The following is an 18,816-nucleotide window of genomic DNA, read 5'->3' as shown; positions in this document are numbered from 1 at the left end:
AGAATTAGAATTCAATATTGAGTATCAGGGCATCCGAAAGGAGGTGACAGAAAGTTCTGTCACAGGGAGTTCACCCCTTCGTAATAACACTGGGCGATGAGCGCAAGCATCTCGCGAGCTTCATTCTCGCTGCTATAGTGGCGTGCTACTTCCATCAGGCTCTCCACGAAGTTGCTTGCTAGCACATGGGCAAGTAGGTCTGGATAGTGCAGAGTCGAACGCTCGTTCATCATGTATCGGATATGACGCTCGATGCTCTTGACGAAATCGTCCTTCGCATGCTCGTAGGCGGTACCCTGGCTCTTGTCGATCAGGATAACCAGCAACTTGTGGTGAGCCAACATGTCGAGCAGCGATCCCTCGGCGGCAATCTGGTATCTCTCAGAGGGCGTATCCGCAATGATAGATTCTTCCTCGCGCGCGATACGGTTGAAGTCGAGGGGAACGGACGAAACGACTCCCTCAAAGAGCTTCTCCTTGTTCTCGAAGTACGAGTACAGCAGGCTCGCCGACACGTCGGCGAGCCTCGCGATATCCTGCATCTTCGCACTGCGGAAGTCCTTCTCGTAGAACACCTGGACGGCGGCGGCAAGTATGCGCTCGCGCACCTCTTCCTTGAGAACCTGCATGATTTCCTCCTCAAATTCTCTCAATGTTAAATATCGATTCAGTATTGTTCATTCTAGGCGACGCCGAACGAATGTCAAAGAGTGGGGAGAGGACTAAGCATGGCTCATTTTCGACCATTTAGCTTGAAGTATTACGTTTGATTGGCCTGTTCACCACGACACACAAGACCAAATCGTTGTGGATTTCAGCCCCTAGGGTGTCTTAGCAATACCAAGGCGCTCCTGCCGGCCTCTTTGTCCCGCTTCCTACTGTATGAATGCATCGTTGACTGTTGGGATAACAGAAGTATGGCCGAGACGGTAAACCCCCCATATCGGCACACCTGCTGAAACTGAAAGCTCCCATAGGGCCTATTCCGTTTTCCGTTGACCTGCGCCCCCGATGCATGTCGCAAAGAAGGGAAACCGCGATAGCCGAGGAGGCGACATGGCGATGACAAGGGCAGAATACGACAGACCGCATATACCTCAGAAGGACTTCTCCACAGTGCAGGACGTGGCGACGCTGCTCATGACAAGCGAGGGCAAGGTGCGAGAGCTCTCCCGCAGGAAGGCGAACCCGCTCCCTTTCAGATGCTTCGAGAACTCCAGGCGCGGCATGTTCATCAGCAGATCCGAGCTCGCGGCCTGGGTGAAGAGAAACACGGTGCTCGTCGAGGGCGGGTACGGCACGCCCTACGTCGACTGCGACTGCAGCCTGGAGGAGCCCTTCACCATCGTCTACGGCCACCACATGGACGACGGCAGCGTGTTCGCCGACTTCGCGAGCTACAGCGACGCCGACTACGCGCGGGAGCACCAGATGATTAACCTCTACACCCGCGCAGACAATCAGCGCCATGAGCTGAGGGTCGCTTCGATCGACGTGGTCAACGCGAGCTACGAAACCCTGCAGACGGAGTTCGAAGACGAGGGGGAGCTTGCCGACCACGTCTCAGCATGTTTGGCTCAAAGCGATGTTGTTCTCGAGCGACAAACCGACGTCGACCACCTGTACGCCTTCGCAACCTGTTCTTACGAGACCTGGAACTCCTGCACGGTTGTGTATGCCACACCAGCTGCCATGGGCGCCGGCTAATACCCGGGCGAAAATCGGAGGCTGGATGATCCGGTTTTCAGCAAGGGATTCTATTATGAACAAATTATTGGAGTTAAGATTAAACGGTGAGCAAGTCACAGCATGAAGGAGCAGAGGGGTTATGCCAAAGAACAGGGAGCTTGCCGACTACATCATGGACCAGCTGTCCGATCTGGGGGGGGTATACGCAATATCCCCATGATGGGCGGGTATGTGTTCTACACTACAGGGAGTGGATATTCGGTGGGGTTTACGAGGATGGCTTCATGGTGAAGATCACAGAAGCCAGCAGGAAGTCCATGCCGGATAGCGAGCCGGAGTCCCCATACGAAGGCGCAAAGCCCATGCTGCCGGTAACCATCTTGGACAACAAGATAGCGCTGCAAAATATGGTGGAAGCGATGTATCCGGAGCTGCCGGAAAGAAAGCTGAAGAAGAGAAAAGCATAGAACATGGTCATGGTCGGACAGCTTCTGTTTTCAGCTAGGGGTTCAGCCTAAAGAACTCGTACGGTCACCGGCAAGCATGTTGGCCTTGCCGTACTCGAATGTGTAGCCGGTGATAGAGCTCTTGGGAATACGCTCATTAACGTCGTGGGCTCAAACCGGGTTCTCGCGAGGTCGGACAGATGTTTCGATTCGCTATCTGCGTGCCATCTTCTGGAGGTTCCGCAGCTTCCAGAGCGCTTCGGGGCTCCTTGACGCGGCGCCGGCCGTTTCGGCGTCCACGAAGAGAAGGTCTGGGCGGTAGTCCGCATCCGCGAGCCTGTCCAGATACTCCCTCTCAGCATCGTCTCTCGGGAGCACGCGGAGCCTCACGAACTCCTCGGCACCCTCCATGAGCCCCGCGAGTGTTGGCTTCTCGTCGCGCAGGCGGAGCATGGGCAGCAGCTGGTCCTCCAGCTCGCCCTGCCTGTCCCCGAAACGCCCGGCGCGGCCCTCGAACGGCAGCGGGAACCTGGCCGACAGCGAGGCGTAGAAGAGCACGGCCTTGTGGAAGAAGGCCTCGGCATCTCCGTCCAGCTCATCGGCGTACTTACCCAGGTTGGAGATGTCGTAGAGGTCTCGAACCTTGATCCTGTCGAAGAAGGCTTTGACCTTCCCGCCGGCGAGCTCGGCGTCGCCGAACATGAGCACGCCGGTATCCGGGCGGAGCGGGCACGACCGCAGCGTGGGCGCGGCGAGCGGCGAGCGGTTCATGTAGATGCAGTCGATCTTGACGTGGTCGGAACCCCACGCTCCGCCGTAGCGCAGCATGAAGGTCCTTCCCGCGTGGCCGTCCTCCCCGGGGCTCACAGCGTAACCGAGCGCGGTCGCCATCTCCCCGATGGCGGTCTCGACGAGGGGGCGTTCCGCGAGCATCGCGGCGCGGTTGACGGCGCCCACGTACGACACGTCGATGTCGACCGAGAGCCGAGGCATCCCGAGCATGAAGAGGTTGATGGCGGTGCCTCCGTGCATGGCGAGCTTGCCTTGCAGGTCGGGATGCTGTCCCATCTCTTCGAGGATGTCGAGGAGCCTGTTTACCTTGTCTGCCGTCCTCGGCTGGAACTCGTCCATGCTCACGATGCCCACGAGCGCACCTCCTCCTCCGTCTCCGGCAGCGTCATGCGCCACCTATTTGACCAGCCGCGCGATTCGGACGACCGCTTGTCGAGTTTGGAGGTCACGCCAACGCACCTCTCCTGCAGTTGTTTGATTACATCTTCGGGCACGCGCCAATGCTCCGCCTTCGCTTCGAGCAGCCAGCCCGCCCTCGCGGCGAGCGACGCGCTGTCGGCGCATGCAAGCTTGGCGACGACCGCTGAGTCCACGTACGGCATGGCGGAAAAGGACCTGACCGCCTCCTCGATGCCGCCCGACCATTCCGGGTGCTTCAGGCAGTCCACGATGGTCTGCTCCCGCGTGGTCGCGAGCGCGCTGCCGAATGCGCTGCCGCGTACCCTTCGGCTGAGCACGGCGTCGTCGGCCGGGTGCGGGACGTAGTCGATGCCGCCGAAGGAGAATGGGGCTCTGGCGCGGTCGGTTCGGAACCTGCACTCGAAGGCGACGTTGTGCGCAACACCGAGGGCTTCGAGGGCGGTGTGGTACGAGAGGACGGCGCCTGGGTCGAGAGCCGTGACGACCTCGTAGGGGTCGACGCCTATGCCCTCGAACCTGCCCGCGTGCGAGGCGTAGAGCCCGCGCCGCACGCGCTCGACCTTTCCCGAGGCGAGTGCGAGCTTGAGCTGTTTCCGGGCGGAATCCTCGGAATCGGACTCCGCGAGCAGACCCTCGGTGGTGAACACGTGGTAGGTCGCTATGTACCTAGTAAACTTCATGGTTAGAGATTCTATCAGAAATGGGTATGATACATACCTATAAGCATACGTATTCGTAATCATATTGACGCGGTGAGTCCCGAAAGCGCATCCGATCGCGCCGTCATGGCTGCCTCTACATGAACCTGAACACCGCGCGAACTAGAAAGCGCGCGAATGCGCCGGTCAGCTTAATCAACGTCCTCATTGTCCAGCCTTTCCATCCAACTGTCGTACTCGTCTTCCTCTTCGTTTTTCTCGTCCTCTTCTGGTGCGACCCCCATCGCCTGCAACGTGTTCACCAGCGCAAGGCTGCAGCCGCACATACGAGCGATGTCTTCGGGTGTGGATCCTGCGGGGGCTGCCCTCGTGAGCACCTCAAATAGCGCCACTGTCTTGTCGACGGTGGAGAGGTCGTCGCTGTTGCAGATCCAAGCGGAAGCTGTCTCGTCGAGCCGCAGCATGTCCACGAGCTCGCCGCAGATTCGTTGCAGAGCGATATCGCTTCCAATGCTCACGGTCTCGATACCGGTAACCTCTTCGCTCTCGGCGAGCAGGAAGCGCCAGCCCTTCTTGCGTCGCGCCACGGGAATCTCGTCGTCCGGGATGTCGCTGCGGTATGACTGGCTCGCGTTGTAGCTGTGGGCGGCCAGCCAGATGCCGGTCTTGCCGAGCTGGTCGAATAGAACCTCGAAGTCGGTGAGCATGTTCGCGTTGCCGAAGGACTTCGACTTTGTGAAGGTGTCGGTGTCAAAGACGTCGACGCGGTTATTCCTCTACCGGATGCGGATCTCCATCAGCGCTCTCCCTTCTCGCGGTTGCCACGCTGCGCTTTGCGCCGCGTGTGCTTGTGTTTCTCGACGGTCTTTTTCTTTCTGGTACTGTGAGAAGCGTCGGCTTTCGTCTTTGCGTTCTTCGACTTGGCTGAAGTCCTGGGGAGCAGCCCGTTGGCCGCAGTGAAGTCGCGCGCCTCGCGCAGAGTCTCGAGCGACTTGTGCTCGGCCTCGCTGCCGTTGCCGCCCTCGATGTGTTTCTCGACCATCTTGATCCTGGCGTCGTATTCGGAGATGCCGCGGATTCCGAAGCGGGAGCACGTTTCCAATGCCTTGGCCATGCGGTCGAGCTCGGCAAGGTCGTTAAGAACTATGGCGTCCTTTGCAGTTTTCAGGATCGCCCGCGAAGACGAGGCGTCGGGATGGTGGGCGGCCATGTTCTTGAATCCGTTCTCGAGTGAGCGTCGGCTGTAGAGGTAGCTAAGGCGCCCTCCAGTCACCTTGCACTTAGGATCGTCGGAAAGCGAGTAGATCCAATCGCGGTTGGTGGTCTTCGGCGAATTGTTCGCTACCGTCACGCCCAGCATGTCCAGGATGCTGCGGAACTCGCTCTCGTTGCGCGCAAGGCCCTTAGCCACGGATACGCGGCTTCGGATGTCTGCAACTCAGGAGTATCGCCACTGTCCACGAGCTCGCGTTCTGGGCGGCTCATGAATGTCGGCTGTATCGTCGGCGGTCTTCTCCGGCTCATCCTTTGCCGTTAGGCGTGACAGCCCCTCATTGTGTTCCATCACATTGGAAAGCCTGCTCAAGCCCCTATCACGCGCCATGTCCTGAAGGGCACGGTTTAGCTCGAAAGGGTTGTCAGTGTGCAGCCGGTTTCCGGTGACCAGGTTGGCGCAGTTCACGATCAGGTGCGCATGCGGGATCCGGTTCTGGTTGTCATCGTGATACACGATAGCCACTTGGCAGTCGCCGAAGAACTTCATAGCCCACGCCCCCACAAGTTCGCGCAGGGCGGGAAGGTCTATGTGGTCGTCGGGGTCGGGCGAGATGATGAAGTGCTTGTAGGTGCGGGCGCGCCTGCCCTCGTATGGCTCGTCGTTGCCGCATCGAACCCGCGCGGCGTCCATCTCGTCGGCTCACTCCACGGCATCCTTCATCGTCTCGTCGTAGCCTTCCATATCGCGCTCGTCCCACGACAGATTGAAGAAGTCGCGCGCTAGGGCGCGGTTGCGTTTCTCCAAGTACGTCTTCACCTTCTGGCGGTTGGTATGCCCGATATCGCCTTCACTATCGGCATCACCGACTACCCACCAGAGTAGTGCCATCAAGTTTCCGGATCTTGTTCTCGACGTCGTGCTCGCCGGCTCTCACATCCTCCAGGTTGCGGTTGGCGCGCTCGAGCTGCTCGACGAAGTAGTCGATGTTGTTGCCACTGCGGCTGGCGAAGAGTGCGATGGTGTTCAGCACATGCACAGCTTGGTTGTAGTGATGATCCCAGCGTACGAGCTCGCCGTATATCTGCGACATGGTCTTCGTGTCCAGCGCGACGACCTTGCCGCTGCCTTCGCCCGTTTTCACGGGGATGCGGATCATATAGCGCAGGTACTCCGATGGGGCGAGTTCAAGCTTCTCGGCATGCTCGTGAAAGCGCTCGAAGTCGGCTTCTGAGAGCCGGTAGTGGACGAACCTGTCCTTTCGTTTCGTCATGGTGTTCTCCTTTGCATCGCCGGCTTTATGTGGAAGCAGCCGGCATGTCCTTGTCTACTAGCAACGGGGAGCGGGGCAGCCCCCGCAGTCATCTGTAGGCGCCGGCAAGTCGACGGTGCGGGCGGATGACGTATGTCTGAGGCGGGGTGGGGCGGTCGACGGCGGAGGTCGGTGCCATACTCGACCAACCCTCCCCGACTCCCCGGGCCAAGTGCCATCTTGTGAGCGTTCGGACGAACGTGATACAAGATGGGCTACTTGCTACGATAGGAGCATTATACCACAAATAGTTCATTATTGAACGGTTTTAAATACCGGTGAAAGTTTCTGATGCGATGCATCGTCATTTTCTACTGTGGCCTTTCGGGCTGAAGGGGCCGTCAGGGCTTGTGTTCTCTAGTAAAATAAATGAGCTAGGAAAACAAAAACGGTTGCAACACCGGTCGAACATAGTTCTTCTTCTGCAATTCGGAAGTTTTGCTTCAATCTGAGAAGAATACAGCCTTCCACAGCAGCGCTAAGCGATCCGGAAAACAGTTCGAGCAGCTCCTCGGTTGCCCGAACCAATACTCGTCGATTAGGATACGACCGTATGGAGCAGATGAACATGATAGAAGATGACTACGGAAAGATATCCTCTCTGTACATGCAGAGGCTGAAAACCCGGGTGGAAAGCGCACTTTGGAACCTGTCCAACGAATCGAAATACAGACAGGTTGAAGAGTATGTCCGACGCTGGCATGAAGATGACGGCAATTTCTGGGAAAATTTTTCCGTCTACGAAAAGGACGGCCACATAGACCTTGGGTCTACACTTGCAGAAATGCCCAATGATATTCTGATAAAAATGGCAGCCGACATCAGCATCGAGACTCCCGGGCTACTCCCATGCATCCCGGTGATGAAGAACATCCTGGGCAAGGCCAACGCAAGTGCGTATGCAAACTTTTAGCGCGCAGTGCGCGACGTCTACGATTGCCCCGATCAGTCCGTTGCTTTTGCCGCGTCTCACGTGGAAGTAGGCTGTTCATCCTTGGATGCAAGTCGTCAATGGGCATGCATAACACAACTCAATGGAGCTTCTGCACGTGGTAAAATCTTTCATAAGTTTTATGAAGGATACACGACCGTAAGAGGTGAGGCTCGGATGGGAGAACAGGAGCTTAGGAAGCACATCCTCGGCGCGAAGAAAACCGAGCGGATTATCTTCTCGGCAACGCCGGAGCTCAAGGGGCACTGGAGGCAATCGCGCAGGAGAAATGCGTGAGCCTATCGGCTCTCATCACGTCACTCGCCGCAGACGAGGTCATCGAGAACAAAGAGCTATTCGATGGCAAACAATAAGAAGCTAACGGGCGCAGTCATGTCTCGTGAACAGCAGATTCTCGAGAAAACGAGGAGAGTCACGCAGATGCGCCTAGACGGAGCGAACGAAGATGAGGTGTTCGAAAAAGCTCAGGCTAAGGATCTATTCCAGTACCTGACCGAACACATAGTGCCGATGGATTTGGCGAGCAGCGGGAGCCTCGATTTTCATCAAGGCGGCGACGTCGTAGCCGCTGCTCGCAAGGAACTTGGGATTTAAATCAGGCAATTGCAGGGAATCGTGAGTTACTTTGGCAAACACCGCTATCAATCAATCGAATATCAGGAAACTCCCACGCCCTTGCTTTGTTGATTGGTTGGTGCGGGAAGATGAAGTGTCCATTGAAGGATGCAATGTAGAATGCTTTCGTCTAGAGGGCGCAATAGATGATGCGGCACTCGTTGAATGGGCGCGACACATTCGAAGACATTACATACGGGATGACGAGCTCCGTGAATACTCTGAGTTTTTTGAAATTGGAGAAAATGAGTATCTTCGAGAGAACGTCATCCCAGATGTCCCTCAGATTATGGCGGGGGATTTCGCCGAAATAGTAATCAGCGACTTGGTCCAGTTTGTGGAGGGGTATGAAGTTCCTCGCTACAAGCAGTATGGCAGGTCAGACAAGAATAGTTCAGAGCACGGCACCGATATCATTGCCTTCAAGATGGAAAATCCGTCGAACCCATCCAAGTTCGATGAGCTGCTCGCAATTGAAGTCAAATCCCGGAGCAGTAGCACAGATCTTAAAGGCGCCATTTCAGATGCAGCAAAAGACTCCCCTAAGGATCGGAGCAGAATTGCAATGACTCTCGCGTACTATGGCAAGAGAAGCCTGGACGCAGGAGACATCCTTACCTCGAGCGAGTTAAAGAGATTCATGAATGCGAGCGAGCATCCCTTCAAGGAAGCTTTTGCCATAGGCGCGATTGCTGGGATTGGCAACGCGGAACGCCATCTAGAAGGACTAAGCGCGTCGGGCCTGTATGTCGCCGAAGGCGGAACAGTTTTCGTCATTCACAGATCGCATCTCATGGATTTGATACGTGAGATTTACGACAGGTGCATATCATGATTTACGGCGAACGGTCGGACCGCGAATTAAGATACGCGAAGGCGCAGGCAAAGGCTACGGAATTTTTCGTAGACTCGTCTGCTATCCCAGACTTCGGAATGAATTCGGACGAGCTGCATTACTCATCGATATTGACCTTGTCGTCGTATGTGGATGCCAGACTATCCGGCAACAACGGGGAGGGGTTCCTGCTGGACTTGAAGAAGACGGGAGCCTTCTACGATGCCGCGTCCAACGATGGCCGAAATGCTCTATTCAGCGACGGATACTGGACGCTTGCAATGGCGACCTACTTCTTGCTAGAAAACTATGGGAGCTCCAAAGTCGCTGCCGGCAAGGTCAAGAACGCCGATTATTACGGAACAAGAGCCGGAACCCTGCACGGCTTTGTCTCGTACCTTTTGAATCCCGGCAATCCTATCCCTGAAGAGCTGCACATCTTGAGGCAATACTTAGAGGGCGGAGATGTAGACGAAGCTGATGTCATCAAGGAGGCGGCGTCGCTGCGTATCGGTGCAAATCCCGAAGACTTCTTCTTTGGCGGAGTGCTATACGTCTCGATTCTCGATTCACTCTCATTCTCAACAAGATCCCTTCTTCCTGCCTACACCAAAATTGGACTCGAAGAGTGGAAACCGTATCTAGCACAGGCGTCGTTCCCAAAATTGCTGTGGCAGGCACAGCAGCAGATAGGACGGGCAGGAGTGTTCTCCGGAGGAAATGCCTTTGTACAGCTGCCTACGGGAACTGGCAAAACCAAGAGCATCGAGCTGCTGTTACGGTCAAGCATTCTCGCAGGCAGAAGCACCTTGTCCGTCGTCGTTGCGCCCCTACGTGCTCTTTGCTCTGAGATCTCGCGCGATTTATCGATTGCCCTTAGGGGAATAGCGGATGTCAGGCAGACGTCGGATGTGATGGAAGTCGATTCGTGGCTGGAGCAAAGCCCGAGTGGACCAAAGGTCCTGGTTTTCACCCCCGAGAAGTTAGGCTATGCGATCCATCACAGTGCTCCTCTTCTAGACGATGCTGGGCTGTTCGTATTCGATGAGGCCCATTTGCTGGACAGCGTATCGAGAGGTCCCGGCTATGAACTACTTCTTACTGAAATATTTAGAGCGAAGCCTGATGCCCAGAAGGTACTTATCTCGGCAGTTGTTTCCAATGCCGACGAGATTGCGAACTGGGCTTTTGGCGATTCGAGCCTTCTTGCTGTAAGTAAAAATATCCAAGTAACTGATAAGTCGGTTGGCTTCATACAGCAGAAGGGTAAAAAGGTTTCATATGTTGAAGCTGACGACATATCGAATGAAGACTTCTTCGTTCGAGTCGATTTGACCTCGCAGTTACTTAAACGATTAGGCAGAGAGACTAGGCAGCGGTACTTCCCTGAAATGGGCAATAAGAATGCGGATTACGCTCGTGATCTTGCCATCTATTACGCGAATAGGCTACTTCCGAATGGTGCTTGTGCGATCTACGTTCCCAAGAAGATTTCGATACAACCGTTATTTAAACGATTGGATGATCTGCTCCATCGGGAAGCAAACCTTCCGAACCTGAAGTCATCCGCATCTGAGGAGGAATTGGAGAGACTTTCCAATCTCGTCTGCCTCCATTACGGAAACGATAATGGACTAAGCTCAGGAATCAATGCGGGGGTGCTGCCTCACTATGGCGACCTGCAGGGTGCTATTCGCCAGTCGGTAGAGTTCGCCGTCGAACGTGGCCTTGCAAAATGTATCGCGTGCACGTCTACGCTTGCGGAAGGCGTAAACCTGCCCATAAAGTACTTGATTGTCACGGGCGCACGTCGGGGAAACGAAACTCCACGTACGAGGGATTTCCAGAATCTTATCGGGAGGACAGCAAGATCCGGCAAATACAGCGAGGGAAGCATTCTGGTTGCAGAGGATACTGGCAGGACAAGCAGCAACAGAATGTATTCTGAGCTCATGAAAGAATCGAATACCGAGCGGTGCGAGAGTGCCATACTAAACCTGTTCACAGATGTTTTTGATAGAGAGAAGAATCCCCGCCGCACCCTTTCTGGCCAATCCGTATTGAACACAATCCTGGAGCATATTGGTTATCCTCAGCTGGAGTACGAGCTAACAAATGCTTTCGAAAAAAAATTAGAGTGCGACAGGGCGCGCGCACGCGCTCTATCAGCAATGAAGGTGCGCCCTCTCGAAGCGATTGAAAGCTATATTTCGGGGATTATGTCCTCTGATAGAAGCGAAGATGATGTGATGAGCATATGCGTTTCCACATTCGCATATGTCTCTTCCGATGATGAAATGAAAGAACGGCTCCTCAAGCTCTTCCAGGCGATTTACGAGTCTCTGGATGCCGTTAATACTGACCAAGCGTCTTTATGCCACCTGATGCAATCGGGGATAAGGAGTGTGGCTTCGCTATCGGGCTGGATTGAATCTAAGGAAGGTGCCGAATTCCTCGGAGGCGGCTGTTCCGATATCGACTCAGTAGCAAACGCGTTTCTTCTGCCAAATCCCGATGCAGCGCATCCCCTCGACAGCAATATGCTAGCTGCCACTACCACCCTCTGGATTGATGGCAGTGACGTGTCTCAAATCACAAGCTATTTAAACGATACGTTTAGGCTCAGCAGAAAGTTTCAGCTTACAAAAGTCGAGGGTATCGTTTCGAGAGTCATCCGGTTTTCCCTTAGCCATTTCATATCATGCCTCATTGACGCCATCAAGCAGTATCCAGCTTTTGCAACGGAGGAGAACTTGGACAATCTCTGCCTGTTGCAAAGGAAGGTCAAATATGGGGTTTCCAATGCGCGTGCAGCTATGTTCTGTGAAAACGTGCTTGACGACCGTATGATCGCAAAGGAAGTCATTTCAATCTTGGGGGAATCGGGGTCATCGGACGTCGACATATTGCGGTTTGAGGCCATCGCACATAAGGCCGATATCGCCGAGTATGCGAGTTGTTTGCCCGCATACTGTGCTCAGCGAATTTCTAAGTGGATTGACCCGAGCGTGAGAGACTAAGCTTCCACGCTGTGAAGGTAAATTGAATTGACTTGCTGACAACTCTAAAGCGCTATCTTACGCATAAATTACTAGCAAGTTATTGAAGACTGCAATGAAACAGACTATCCGTGGAGTGGTCTTGTCTGCATCTATTGTCGAGACACGGGATGAAGCGATCCCGAATGAGAAGCGGCCGACTGCGAGGAAGATACAGGCAAATCGCACTCGTCCCTATGCAGGAAAGAGAGCCTTCACTACCCGTACATCATCAAGGAGACGGGAGAGGCGCATTTCCTTGTAGGGTCTTCCTGCACCGAAAAATTCGGTCCAAACGGTCTAAATCATAAAAGACCATATCTATCCGTATCTTCGTTTGGTCTGGTGCCAGCTTCACCCCAAGAAGCAGCAGACTGTCTACTCACGTTCCATCTCCGCAATCAAGTCGTCTTCCTTCTCCAGCTCGCCCCGCGGTGCGTCTCCGGCGATACCGACGAACAGGTCACTCAGCAGCTCGACCTTCGCGATCAGGCGCGCGTCCATGGTCGAGCAGTCGCGCAGACGGCAGAGCTTCTGATAGACCTGGCGCATCGATTCGCGGAGCATCTTGTAGGCGCGGATGTCGGGCACTATGGTGAACTCCCTGTTCTCGAGCTTGGCTATGATGTACTCCTGCTGCGTGACGCCGGCGGCCTTCGCCAGAAGCTCTATTCGCTCGCTCTCCTCGCGGCTCACGCGGAACGCCTTGGAGATGGTTCGCTTCCTGCGGTGGTTGGGGCAGGGCACCTAGAACCCTCCTCTCTCGTCGTTGGGCGCGTTCGCCATGTCCTCCTGCACCGTGGGGAACAGGTGGGCGTAGCGGAACGTGATGTCGGTCGCCTCGTGTCCCATGCGATCGGCGATTGCGAGGGTGGTGAAGCCCTTGTCGATGAGCAGGCTCACGTGGCTGTGGCGCAGGTCGTGTACGCGGATCTTATTGACCCCGCTCTTCTTGTAGCCGTTCTTCATCGCGCGCGATATCTGGTACTTGGTAACCGGGAACATGCGGTCGCCGGACCCGATATCAGGGTGGCGTTCGAGGTAGTCGGCGACCTCCTCGACCAGGAACCTCGAGAGCTTGATAGTGCGGATCGACTTGGGCGTCTTTGGGTCCGTTATGACGTCCCGGCCGTCGAAGCGCTGGTAGGACTTGTCGATGCGCATGGTCCCGCGCTGCAGGTCGAAGGCCGATGGCATGAGCGCGAGCATCTTCCCCTCGCGAATTCCGATCCAGTAGAGTATCTCGAACATCAGGAACTCGCGCGGCTTCTCCGTCATCTTGTCGGCGAACTTGAGGTACTCCTCCTTGGTTCAGAACCGCATCTCGGGCGTTTCCTTGCCGCCCATCTTCATGGTGCGCCCCACGGGGTTGGGATGGAGTCCGTAGTAGTGTGCGGCGTGGTTGAGGACGGCGGAGAGCTGGTTGTTCACGGTGCGCAGGTACGTGGGTGCGTAGCTCTGCCCGTTGTTGTTGCCGCCATCCATGAGGCCGTTCTGCCAGCGGGTGATGTCGATGCCCTGTATCTCGCTCATGCGGTAGTTCTTGAAAAAGGGCATGATCTTCGACTTGACGAGGTAGTCCTTGTTGCGCCACGTGTGCCCGCGCAGGCGCGGTCGAACGTCCGTTTCGTACACCTCGTAGAACTCCGCGAACGTCATCGCTATCGTGCATCCGGCGGAGGCGATGAAGTCGTCCTCCCATGCCTGGGCTTCTTCCGCAGCGCCGAAACCGTGCTTGCACTTGTGCACTTCCTCGCCGAACTTGTCCTTGCACCGGAACTGCGTGAACTAGGTGCCATTCTTGGATTGTTTAACGGTCATGCCTCGCCCCTCCTAGCGTTTTTTCTGAACGGTCAATATACACCGTTCATTTTCGTGCTATAGTTTCCGCATGGTTTAAGATGGCCCGCGCCGAAGCTGCCATGGAGGGCAAGTTGAAGACCGGGGAGCTCGTAAAAAAGTACAGGAAGATGCGTAAGATGACGCAGAAGCAGCTCGCAGCCGCGTGCGGGCAGACCGACTCCGCCATTCGCAACTACGAGCTGTGCAACAGGACGCCCGGAGAGCCCCAGATTCAGGCCATCGCCTCCGCTCTGGCAATCTCGCCCGAGGCGCTGAGGGAAGTGCCCTTGGAATCGAGCAGGCAGGCCCTGGAGCTGTTGTTCCGGCTCAACGAGGAGCTCGGTCTCGTTCCGATGGAGGTCGACGGGACGATGGTGCTGGGCTTCGACGCCGCAGCGGAGAAGTCGCCAAAACTCACCGCCGCGATCAAGGCGTGGAAGGAAATGCTTGATTCGGAAAAGTCGGGCGAAATCACCCCGGCGGAATACGAGTCGTGGAAGGTCGAATTCGGCGTCTGATCAAGCCACTCGGGGAATAATAGCGAAACAGAAAAGCGGCTTCCAGGCCGCTTTTTCACGTCCTCGCAGGGCTTGTTCCGGTGTATTTCAACGTGAATTCTCGGTTTGTTATTCCCCCAGCTTTACCTGCGGTTTTGCGATTTCGAGCCTTCTGGGAGCGCTATGATTCGGGTTTGATTCGAATCAGGCGGATGTTCGCGTTTTAGCGCTCGGGAATTGTTGCGGGCGGCTGGGCGAACCTCCGAGGTGAACGGAAACCTCCAGGTAGTGCCAAATCGAGCCAATGCTCCTCACTTTATAGAGTAACCACGAATCAAAACCGGTTATCCACCAGTGCAAACAGCCCTCGATTCCAAGTGGTTTCGGAGGCTGATTCGGGATTGCTATTCCCGTTTGTTGCAAGGGCGTGACAACCGTTGAAACACTGTGCAACGCTATGCGTTGCAGTGAATGGTTGCAGGCGGCTTGACAAGCCTGACCTCAGGTTATTCCCACTCTATCGTCGCAGGTGGCTTGCTGGTAATGTCGTATGCCACGCGATTAACGCCTGGAACCTCAGCCACAATGCGACTAGAAATCTGTGCAAGCACCTCATAGGGCAGCTTGGCCCAGTCCGCTGTCATTGCATCGCTTGATTCAACCGCCCGCAAAATAATAGGTCGCGCATAGGTGCGCTCATCACCCATAACGCCTACGCTCTTAATATCAGGCAGAATAGCAAAATACTGCCAGCAGCTATGCGCACTATTACGTTGACCAGTCTTGTCAAACAAACGCTGGTTATATCTATCCAGCTCCTCACGCACAATTGCGTCAGCTTCCTTTAACATCTGCAGTTTTTCGGGGCTCACCGCGCCAATAATGCGAATAGCCAGGCCAGGGCCTGGGAAGGGCTGACGATACACAATGTGCTCAGGCAGACCCAGCGCCAAACCCAGCTCGCGCACCTCGTCCTTAAAGAAGTGGTCCAAGGGCTCAATTAGCTCAAAGTGCACGCCATCAGGGAAGGGAATCAAATTGTGGTGACTCTTAATGGTTGAGGCCTTACCTCCGGTTTTACGCGCCCCGCTCTCAATAATATCGGGGTAGATAGTTCCTTGCGCCAAATAGGTAACCGGCTTACCATTCCGCTCAAGTTCTTGCGCAACTGCAAAAAACTCATTCCAAAATTGCGTGCCAATAATGCGGCGCTTTTCTTCGGGGTCGGTCACGCCGTCCAACAGCGCAGCATAGCGTTCTTCGGCGTGCACATGTTTGAAGTCAACATCAAACTGCTGTGTAAAAATCTCTTCAACCTGTTCTGGCTCGCCCTTGCGCAGGAGTCCATGGTTAATAAACACGCAGGTCATCTGCTTGCCGATTGCGCGCGCACCAAGCGCTGCTACTACCGAGCTGTCAACACCGCCCGAGAGCGCCAAGATAACCCGGTTATCGCCTACCTGCTCACGAATGGCCTGAACCTTTTCCTCGGTAATGTTGTCCATGGTCCATGAAGCTTCAATCTTACAAATTTCAAACAGGAAGTTTTTGAGAATCTGCTCACCGTGTTCAGTATGCTTAACCTCGGGATGAAATTGAGTAGCGTAGAGCTTGCGCGCGGTATCTTCCATAGCAGCAACCGGGCAGGTAGCCGTATGTGCCGTAATGGTAAACCCTTCGGGCACGCGTGAAACCGCATCACGGTGGCTCATCCAAACACGCTGCTCAAGCGGCGTTGAGTTGAGAAGTGCCGTATCGTGTTCGCGGATAAGCGTTGCCGGACCATATTCGCCCACCTCGGAATGGGCAACCTCTCCACCTAAGCTAACGGCCATAATCTGGTGACCATAGCAAAAGCCCAAGATAGGCAAACCAAGTTCAAAAATCTTAGGGTCGATGGAGGGAGCATCATCTGCATATACTGACGCAGGCCCGCCCGACAAAATAAGAGCTGCTGGAGCGAGTGCTCGAATCTCCTCCGCGCTTATATCACACGGAACCAGCTCAGAATAGACATGAAGGTCGCGCACGCGCCGTGCGATAAGCTGTCCATACTGTGCGCCAAAATCAAGAACGAGTACCGTCTGCGCGGCCTGCTTTGTTACCTGCTCAGTCATGCGCTTCCTTCCGTGTTATGTGAAAAATACAACTGCACCATAGTAGCGTGTTTTAACAAAACTGCATAATAAAGCGCTACCATATGAATAGAATCAGTGTACGAGCTAAGATGCAGACAGTAATCGAGCAGCAATATGGGTAGCACTTTGTAGGAACACATCTATACCGCATGTATTTGGGAGATGCCACGCATGAAAAAGATACTGGTGATAGCTACCGGCGGTACAATTGCCTCGCGAGAAGGCGGACAGGGGCTCTCACCTGCACTATCGGGTGAAGAGCTCCTTGCGTTTGTTCCTGAGCTCTCGGGTTTATGTCAGCTTGATGTTGTTCAGCCCATGAATATCGACAGCACTAATATGCGCCCAGATGATTGGTTGCGTATCCAACGCGTTATTTTTGAGGGATACTATAGCCATGACGGTTTTGTTGTACTTCATGGCACCGATACCATGGCATATTCGGCGGCAGCACTGTCGTATCTCATCCAGCAAAGTGCAAAGCCCATTGTTTTTACGGGGTCACAGCAGCCTATGGGCAACCCCTTTACTGATGCAAAGCTCAACTTATATCAAAGCGTGCTCTATGCCTTGCATGAGGGCGCTCATGATGTTCACGTGGTTTTTGGTGGCATGGTTATTGCAGGTACCCGTGCACATAAGCAGCGAACCATGAGCTATAACGCATTTCGGAGTATCAATTTTCCGCCGCGCGCCTACATTCGCAATGACCGTGTTGTAATGCCTGGTTATATTGACACACAATCAGCGTCTGATATTTCAGTTAGCTGGTACTCCAAGCTCAATGACCGAGTTTGTGTGCTCAAGCTTACACCGGGATTTAACCCGCAGGTATTTGAATTGCTCAAGCGTGATTACGACGGCATCATACTTGAGACCTTTGGCATGGGAGGCGTGCCATTGGTACAGCTAGCGCAAGGACCAAGCTTTGAAGAAGCTATTTTTGACTGGGTTGATAGCGGTCGTACGCTCGTGCTCACCACACAGGTGCCCGAGGAGGGCATGGATTTAGGCGTCTATGAGGTGGGGCGCAGCTATTCAGAGCACGCGGGCATTTTGCAAGGCGGAGACATGACAACTGAGGCGCTGGTTGCAAAAACCATGTGGATACTTGGCGCTACGCGAGACCCCAAAAAAATTGCCGAACTCTTTTACCGCCCCGTCAACTTTGACCGTGAGAGCTGAGAGAGGACGTAGTAAAGCCTAGAGAGAAGGCGCGGCAAAGCCTAGGGAGAGGGTGCAGCAAAGCTAAGCCTGTTAAATGCTTTCGTGTGCGGCTCAGTCCCCTTTTCTTACAGGTATGAAGATGCTGGTTCAATTACCTGTTCAAAAAAAGAAAGTGCTTGTATAAGACCTCCTTGGTGCCGGTGTTCAAATACACGGTCTGCCGCACAACAACATTCGTATCCTGCATCTTTAAGAGCAAACGCAAGGCGCGCCGTCAGGAGGTTTTCGCGATCGATAGGAGAGCTGGCGAGAAATGTCGCTTGGCTTAAATGAACCTTATAGTCCGAGAGCGCGTTGAGTACTCGTTGTGTATGTTTAAGTGATGCTTGTCGAGAAAAGAGCCGAGCTGCTGGTTCGGGAAGTTGTATAAGCGTGAGTTTTGAGATTTTGTTTAAGAGAGTGCGTACGTTTGTGACTTGAGCGCACGGCTGACAAGTTGTTATGACAAAAATACGGATGCCTTTATCGGATATATGCGATAGGGCGAGGAGTTCTGATGGGGAAAGCGCAAGCTCGCGAGGTTGGTTCAGCATTAAACATGATGTGTTATGTGTAGATGCAGGGATTCTATCAAGATTTACACAGAGTATACTGTCAGAATTCGTTGGTTTAGACCTATTATGTGAACAAGAATAATTAGTCATTCAAAACCCTGTGTTCCATGTGTAGGATGTCAAAATGTAAAGTATATATTACGTTTTCATGCCAACACCTATCCAAACTTTTGGGTATGAAATTACGGCTTCGACAGATTTTTGGCAGAAATGTCCGAGACCTTCGGAAGAGGACACGCCTCTCGAAGGTTGATTTTTGTTTAACGACGCGCATCAGTCGCCCTTTGCTCGATTTGATTGAGTCAGGTCGCGCTAATGTGACGCTTGATACTCTCGAGCGTATTGCTGAGTCGTTTGATATTGAGCCGTCATCACTTGTTCGTATTGATGAGGTCGAAGAAAATAAGCTCTAGCAGGAGAGAAAGCACTCATAAGTAATAGTCTTTGTTGGCAAGCATAATAACGGGTACCCCAACAGGTGCCCGTTTTTGTTGCGTCGTGTGAGTGCATGTAATCACGCTGTTGATACGTAAATCAGATGGCAAAGCGCCGCGCATGGTACTATGGCACCGTTCATCACACACACG

Annotated in this window: 20 protein-coding genes and 2 pseudogenes; 9 read left to right on the top strand and 13 right to left on the bottom strand. The window is 54.2% G+C overall.

Going from position 1 to position 18,816, the window contains the following annotated elements; genetic code table 11:
- Positions 1 to 59: 59 nt before the first annotated feature.
- Positions 60 to 629, bottom strand: a complete 570-nt coding sequence (locus KPC83_RS06670) for a TetR/AcrR family transcriptional regulator (RefSeq protein WP_216278476.1) — start codon at positions 627 to 629, stop codon at positions 60 to 62.
- Positions 630 to 1,062: 433 nt separating this feature from the next.
- Here KPC83_RS06670 and KPC83_RS06665 point away from each other — a divergent pair, with 433 nt between their 5' ends.
- Both KPC83_RS06665 and KPC83_RS06660 read left to right on the top strand, forming a co-directional pair.
- Positions 1,063 to 1,707, top strand: a complete 645-nt coding sequence (locus tag KPC83_RS06665; protein WP_216278475.1) for a class B sortase — start codon at positions 1,063 to 1,065, stop codon at positions 1,705 to 1,707.
- A 266-nt stretch (positions 1,708 to 1,973) separates the two neighbouring features.
- The gene (locus tag KPC83_RS06660) at positions 1,974 to 2,156 is read left to right on the top strand and encodes a hypothetical protein (protein ID WP_216278474.1); all 183 of its coding nucleotides are present in this window, start codon (positions 1,974 to 1,976) and stop codon (positions 2,154 to 2,156) included.
- A gap of 192 nt (positions 2,157 to 2,348) precedes the next feature.
- Here the strand turns inward: KPC83_RS06660 and KPC83_RS06655 are convergent, their stop codons facing one another.
- From KPC83_RS06655 to KPC83_RS06625, 7 genes are all read right to left on the bottom strand, one after another.
- Positions 2,349 to 3,281 carry a nucleotidyl transferase AbiEii/AbiGii toxin family protein gene (locus KPC83_RS06655; RefSeq protein WP_216278473.1) on the bottom strand — a complete coding sequence of 311 codons (933 nt, stop codon included), beginning with the start codon at positions 3,279 to 3,281 and terminating at the stop codon, positions 2,349 to 2,351.
- On the bottom strand, positions 3,269 to 4,027 hold the full coding sequence (locus KPC83_RS06650) for a hypothetical protein (RefSeq protein ID WP_216278472.1): 759 nt from the start codon (positions 4,025 to 4,027) through the stop codon (positions 3,269 to 3,271). Before KPC83_RS06650 ends, KPC83_RS06655 begins: the two co-directional genes overlap by 13 nt.
- 170 nt (positions 4,028 to 4,197) lie before the next feature.
- Positions 4,198 to 4,713, bottom strand: a complete 516-nt coding sequence (locus KPC83_RS06645) for a hypothetical protein (RefSeq protein WP_216278471.1) — start codon at positions 4,711 to 4,713, stop codon at positions 4,198 to 4,200.
- A gap of 89 nt (positions 4,714 to 4,802) precedes the next feature.
- Positions 4,803 to 5,417, bottom strand: coding sequence for a hypothetical protein (locus KPC83_RS06640; RefSeq protein WP_216278470.1), 615 nt, complete (start codon positions 5,415 to 5,417; stop codon positions 4,803 to 4,805).
- Between the two features lie 27 nt (positions 5,418 to 5,444).
- Positions 5,445 to 5,912, bottom strand: a complete 468-nt coding sequence (locus tag KPC83_RS06635) for a relaxase/mobilization nuclease domain-containing protein (RefSeq protein WP_216278469.1) — start codon at positions 5,910 to 5,912, stop codon at positions 5,445 to 5,447.
- A 9-nt stretch (positions 5,913 to 5,921) separates the two neighbouring features.
- Positions 5,922 to 6,110, bottom strand: a complete 189-nt coding sequence (locus KPC83_RS06630) for a hypothetical protein (protein ID WP_216278468.1) — start codon at positions 6,108 to 6,110, stop codon at positions 5,922 to 5,924.
- Positions 6,082 to 6,492 carry a hypothetical protein gene (locus KPC83_RS06625; protein WP_216278467.1) on the bottom strand — a complete coding sequence of 137 codons (411 nt, stop codon included), beginning with the start codon at positions 6,490 to 6,492 and terminating at the stop codon, positions 6,082 to 6,084. Before KPC83_RS06625 ends, KPC83_RS06630 begins: the two co-directional genes overlap by 29 nt.
- A 592-nt stretch (positions 6,493 to 7,084) precedes the next feature.
- Between KPC83_RS06625 and KPC83_RS06620 the strand changes: the two genes are divergently transcribed.
- The 4 genes from KPC83_RS06620 to KPC83_RS06605 all read left to right on the top strand — a co-directional run bounded on the left by KPC83_RS06620 (position 7,085) and on the right by KPC83_RS06605 (position 11,953).
- Complete coding sequence (locus tag KPC83_RS06620; RefSeq protein WP_216278466.1) at positions 7,085 to 7,444, top strand: hypothetical protein; 360 nt, start codon at positions 7,085 to 7,087, stop codon at positions 7,442 to 7,444.
- A 378-nt stretch (positions 7,445 to 7,822) separates the two neighbouring features.
- Positions 7,823 to 8,077: a hypothetical protein gene (locus KPC83_RS06615; protein ID WP_216278465.1), complete on the top strand. Its 255-nt coding sequence runs from the start codon at positions 7,823 to 7,825 to the stop codon at positions 8,075 to 8,077.
- A 115-nt stretch (positions 8,078 to 8,192) separates the two neighbouring features.
- Positions 8,193 to 8,933 carry a Hachiman antiphage defense system protein HamA gene (locus KPC83_RS06610; RefSeq protein WP_216278464.1) on the top strand — a complete coding sequence of 247 codons (741 nt, stop codon included), beginning with the start codon at positions 8,193 to 8,195 and terminating at the stop codon, positions 8,931 to 8,933.
- Positions 8,930 to 11,953: a DEAD/DEAH box helicase gene (locus KPC83_RS06605; RefSeq protein WP_216278463.1), complete on the top strand. Its 3,024-nt coding sequence runs from the start codon at positions 8,930 to 8,932 to the stop codon at positions 11,951 to 11,953. The genes KPC83_RS06610 and KPC83_RS06605 overlap by 4 nt, the downstream gene beginning before the upstream one ends.
- 396 nt (positions 11,954 to 12,349) lie before the next feature.
- On the opposite strand, the gene KPC83_RS06600 is transcribed toward KPC83_RS06605, so the two are convergent.
- From KPC83_RS06600 to KPC83_RS07255, 4 genes and pseudogenes are all read right to left on the bottom strand, one after another.
- Positions 12,350 to 12,718: a hypothetical protein gene (locus KPC83_RS06600; protein WP_371819264.1), complete on the bottom strand. Its 369-nt coding sequence runs from the start codon at positions 12,716 to 12,718 to the stop codon at positions 12,350 to 12,352.
- Positions 12,719 to 13,255: pseudogene (locus KPC83_RS07210) on the bottom strand (site-specific integrase); the annotation flags it as partial. It abuts the gene before it with no gap.
- Positions 13,256 to 13,282: 27 nt separating this feature from the next.
- Positions 13,283 to 13,657 (bottom strand): N-terminal phage integrase SAM-like domain-containing protein, encoded by a 375-nt coding sequence (locus KPC83_RS07205; protein ID WP_371819277.1) that lies wholly within the window; start codon positions 13,655 to 13,657, stop codon positions 13,283 to 13,285.
- A pseudogene (locus KPC83_RS07255) lies at positions 13,655 to 13,738 on the bottom strand (Arm DNA-binding domain-containing protein); the annotation flags it as partial. The gene KPC83_RS07205 and the pseudogene KPC83_RS07255, both read right to left, overlap by 3 nt.
- A gap of 134 nt (positions 13,739 to 13,872) precedes the next feature.
- Here KPC83_RS07255 and KPC83_RS06590 point away from each other — a divergent pair.
- The gene (locus tag KPC83_RS06590; RefSeq protein WP_216278461.1) at positions 13,873 to 14,331 is read left to right on the top strand and encodes a helix-turn-helix domain-containing protein; all 459 of its coding nucleotides are present in this window, start codon (positions 13,873 to 13,875) and stop codon (positions 14,329 to 14,331) included.
- Positions 14,332 to 14,816: 485 nt separating this feature from the next.
- Here the strand turns inward: KPC83_RS06590 and guaA are convergent, their stop codons facing one another.
- Complete coding sequence (gene guaA / locus KPC83_RS06585; protein WP_216278460.1) at positions 14,817 to 16,427, bottom strand: glutamine-hydrolyzing GMP synthase; 1,611 nt, start codon at positions 16,425 to 16,427, stop codon at positions 14,817 to 14,819.
- 192 nt (positions 16,428 to 16,619) lie between these two features.
- On the opposite strand from guaA, the gene KPC83_RS06580 reads away from it, so the two are divergent.
- A complete protein-coding gene (locus KPC83_RS06580; protein WP_216278459.1) occupies positions 16,620 to 17,633 on the top strand; it encodes an asparaginase in 1,014 nt (337 codons plus the stop codon).
- A 703-nt stretch (positions 17,634 to 18,336) separates the two neighbouring features.
- Complete coding sequence (locus tag KPC83_RS07250; RefSeq protein ID WP_371819263.1) at positions 18,337 to 18,642, top strand: helix-turn-helix domain-containing protein; 306 nt, start codon at positions 18,337 to 18,339, stop codon at positions 18,640 to 18,642.
- Positions 18,643 to 18,816 lie beyond the last annotated feature (174 nt).

The organism is Collinsella sp. zg1085, assembly GCF_018889955.1.
GTDB lineage: Bacteria > Actinomycetota > Coriobacteriia > Coriobacteriales > Coriobacteriaceae > Collinsella.
This window is presented reverse-complemented; position numbering and strand designations above follow the sequence as displayed.

Bases quoted from the DNA above. Each gene is read 5' to 3' on its own strand.
- KPC83_RS06660 (WP_216278474.1), top strand. From the start codon at position 1,974: ATGGTGAAGATCACAGAAGCCAGCAGGAAGTCCATGCCGGATAGCGAG.
- KPC83_RS06645 (WP_216278471.1), bottom strand. From the start codon at position 4,713: ATGCTCACCGACTTCGAGGTTCTATTCGACCAGCTCGGCAAGACCGGC.
- KPC83_RS06605 (WP_216278463.1), top strand. From the start codon at position 8,930: ATGATTTACGGCGAACGGTCGGACCGCGAATTAAGATACGCGAAGGCG.
- KPC83_RS07250 (WP_371819263.1), top strand. From the start codon at position 18,337: ATGTGTAGGATGTCAAAATGTAAAGTATATATTACGTTTTCATGCCAA.
- guaA (WP_216278460.1), bottom strand. From the start codon at position 16,427: ATGACTGAGCAGGTAACAAAGCAGGCCGCGCAGACGGTACTCGTTCTT.
- KPC83_RS06665 (WP_216278475.1), top strand. From the start codon at position 1,063: ATGACAAGGGCAGAATACGACAGACCGCATATACCTCAGAAGGACTTC.
- KPC83_RS06590 (WP_216278461.1), top strand. From the start codon at position 13,873: ATGGCCCGCGCCGAAGCTGCCATGGAGGGCAAGTTGAAGACCGGGGAG.
- KPC83_RS06625 (WP_216278467.1), bottom strand. From the start codon at position 6,492: ATGACGAAACGAAAGGACAGGTTCGTCCACTACCGGCTCTCAGAAGCC.
- KPC83_RS06650 (WP_216278472.1), bottom strand. From the start codon at position 4,027: ATGAAGTTTACTAGGTACATAGCGACCTACCACGTGTTCACCACCGAG.
- KPC83_RS06670 (WP_216278476.1), bottom strand. From the start codon at position 629: ATGCAGGTTCTCAAGGAAGAGGTGCGCGAGCGCATACTTGCCGCCGCC.
- KPC83_RS06620 (WP_216278466.1), top strand. From the start codon at position 7,085: ATGGAGCAGATGAACATGATAGAAGATGACTACGGAAAGATATCCTCT.
- KPC83_RS06635 (WP_216278469.1), bottom strand. From the start codon at position 5,912: ATGGACGCCGCGCGGGTTCGATGCGGCAACGACGAGCCATACGAGGGC.
- KPC83_RS06630 (WP_216278468.1), bottom strand. From the start codon at position 6,110: ATGGCACTACTCTGGTGGGTAGTCGGTGATGCCGATAGTGAAGGCGAT.
- KPC83_RS06580 (WP_216278459.1), top strand. From the start codon at position 16,620: ATGAAAAAGATACTGGTGATAGCTACCGGCGGTACAATTGCCTCGCGA.
- KPC83_RS06615 (WP_216278465.1), top strand. From the start codon at position 7,823: ATGGCAAACAATAAGAAGCTAACGGGCGCAGTCATGTCTCGTGAACAG.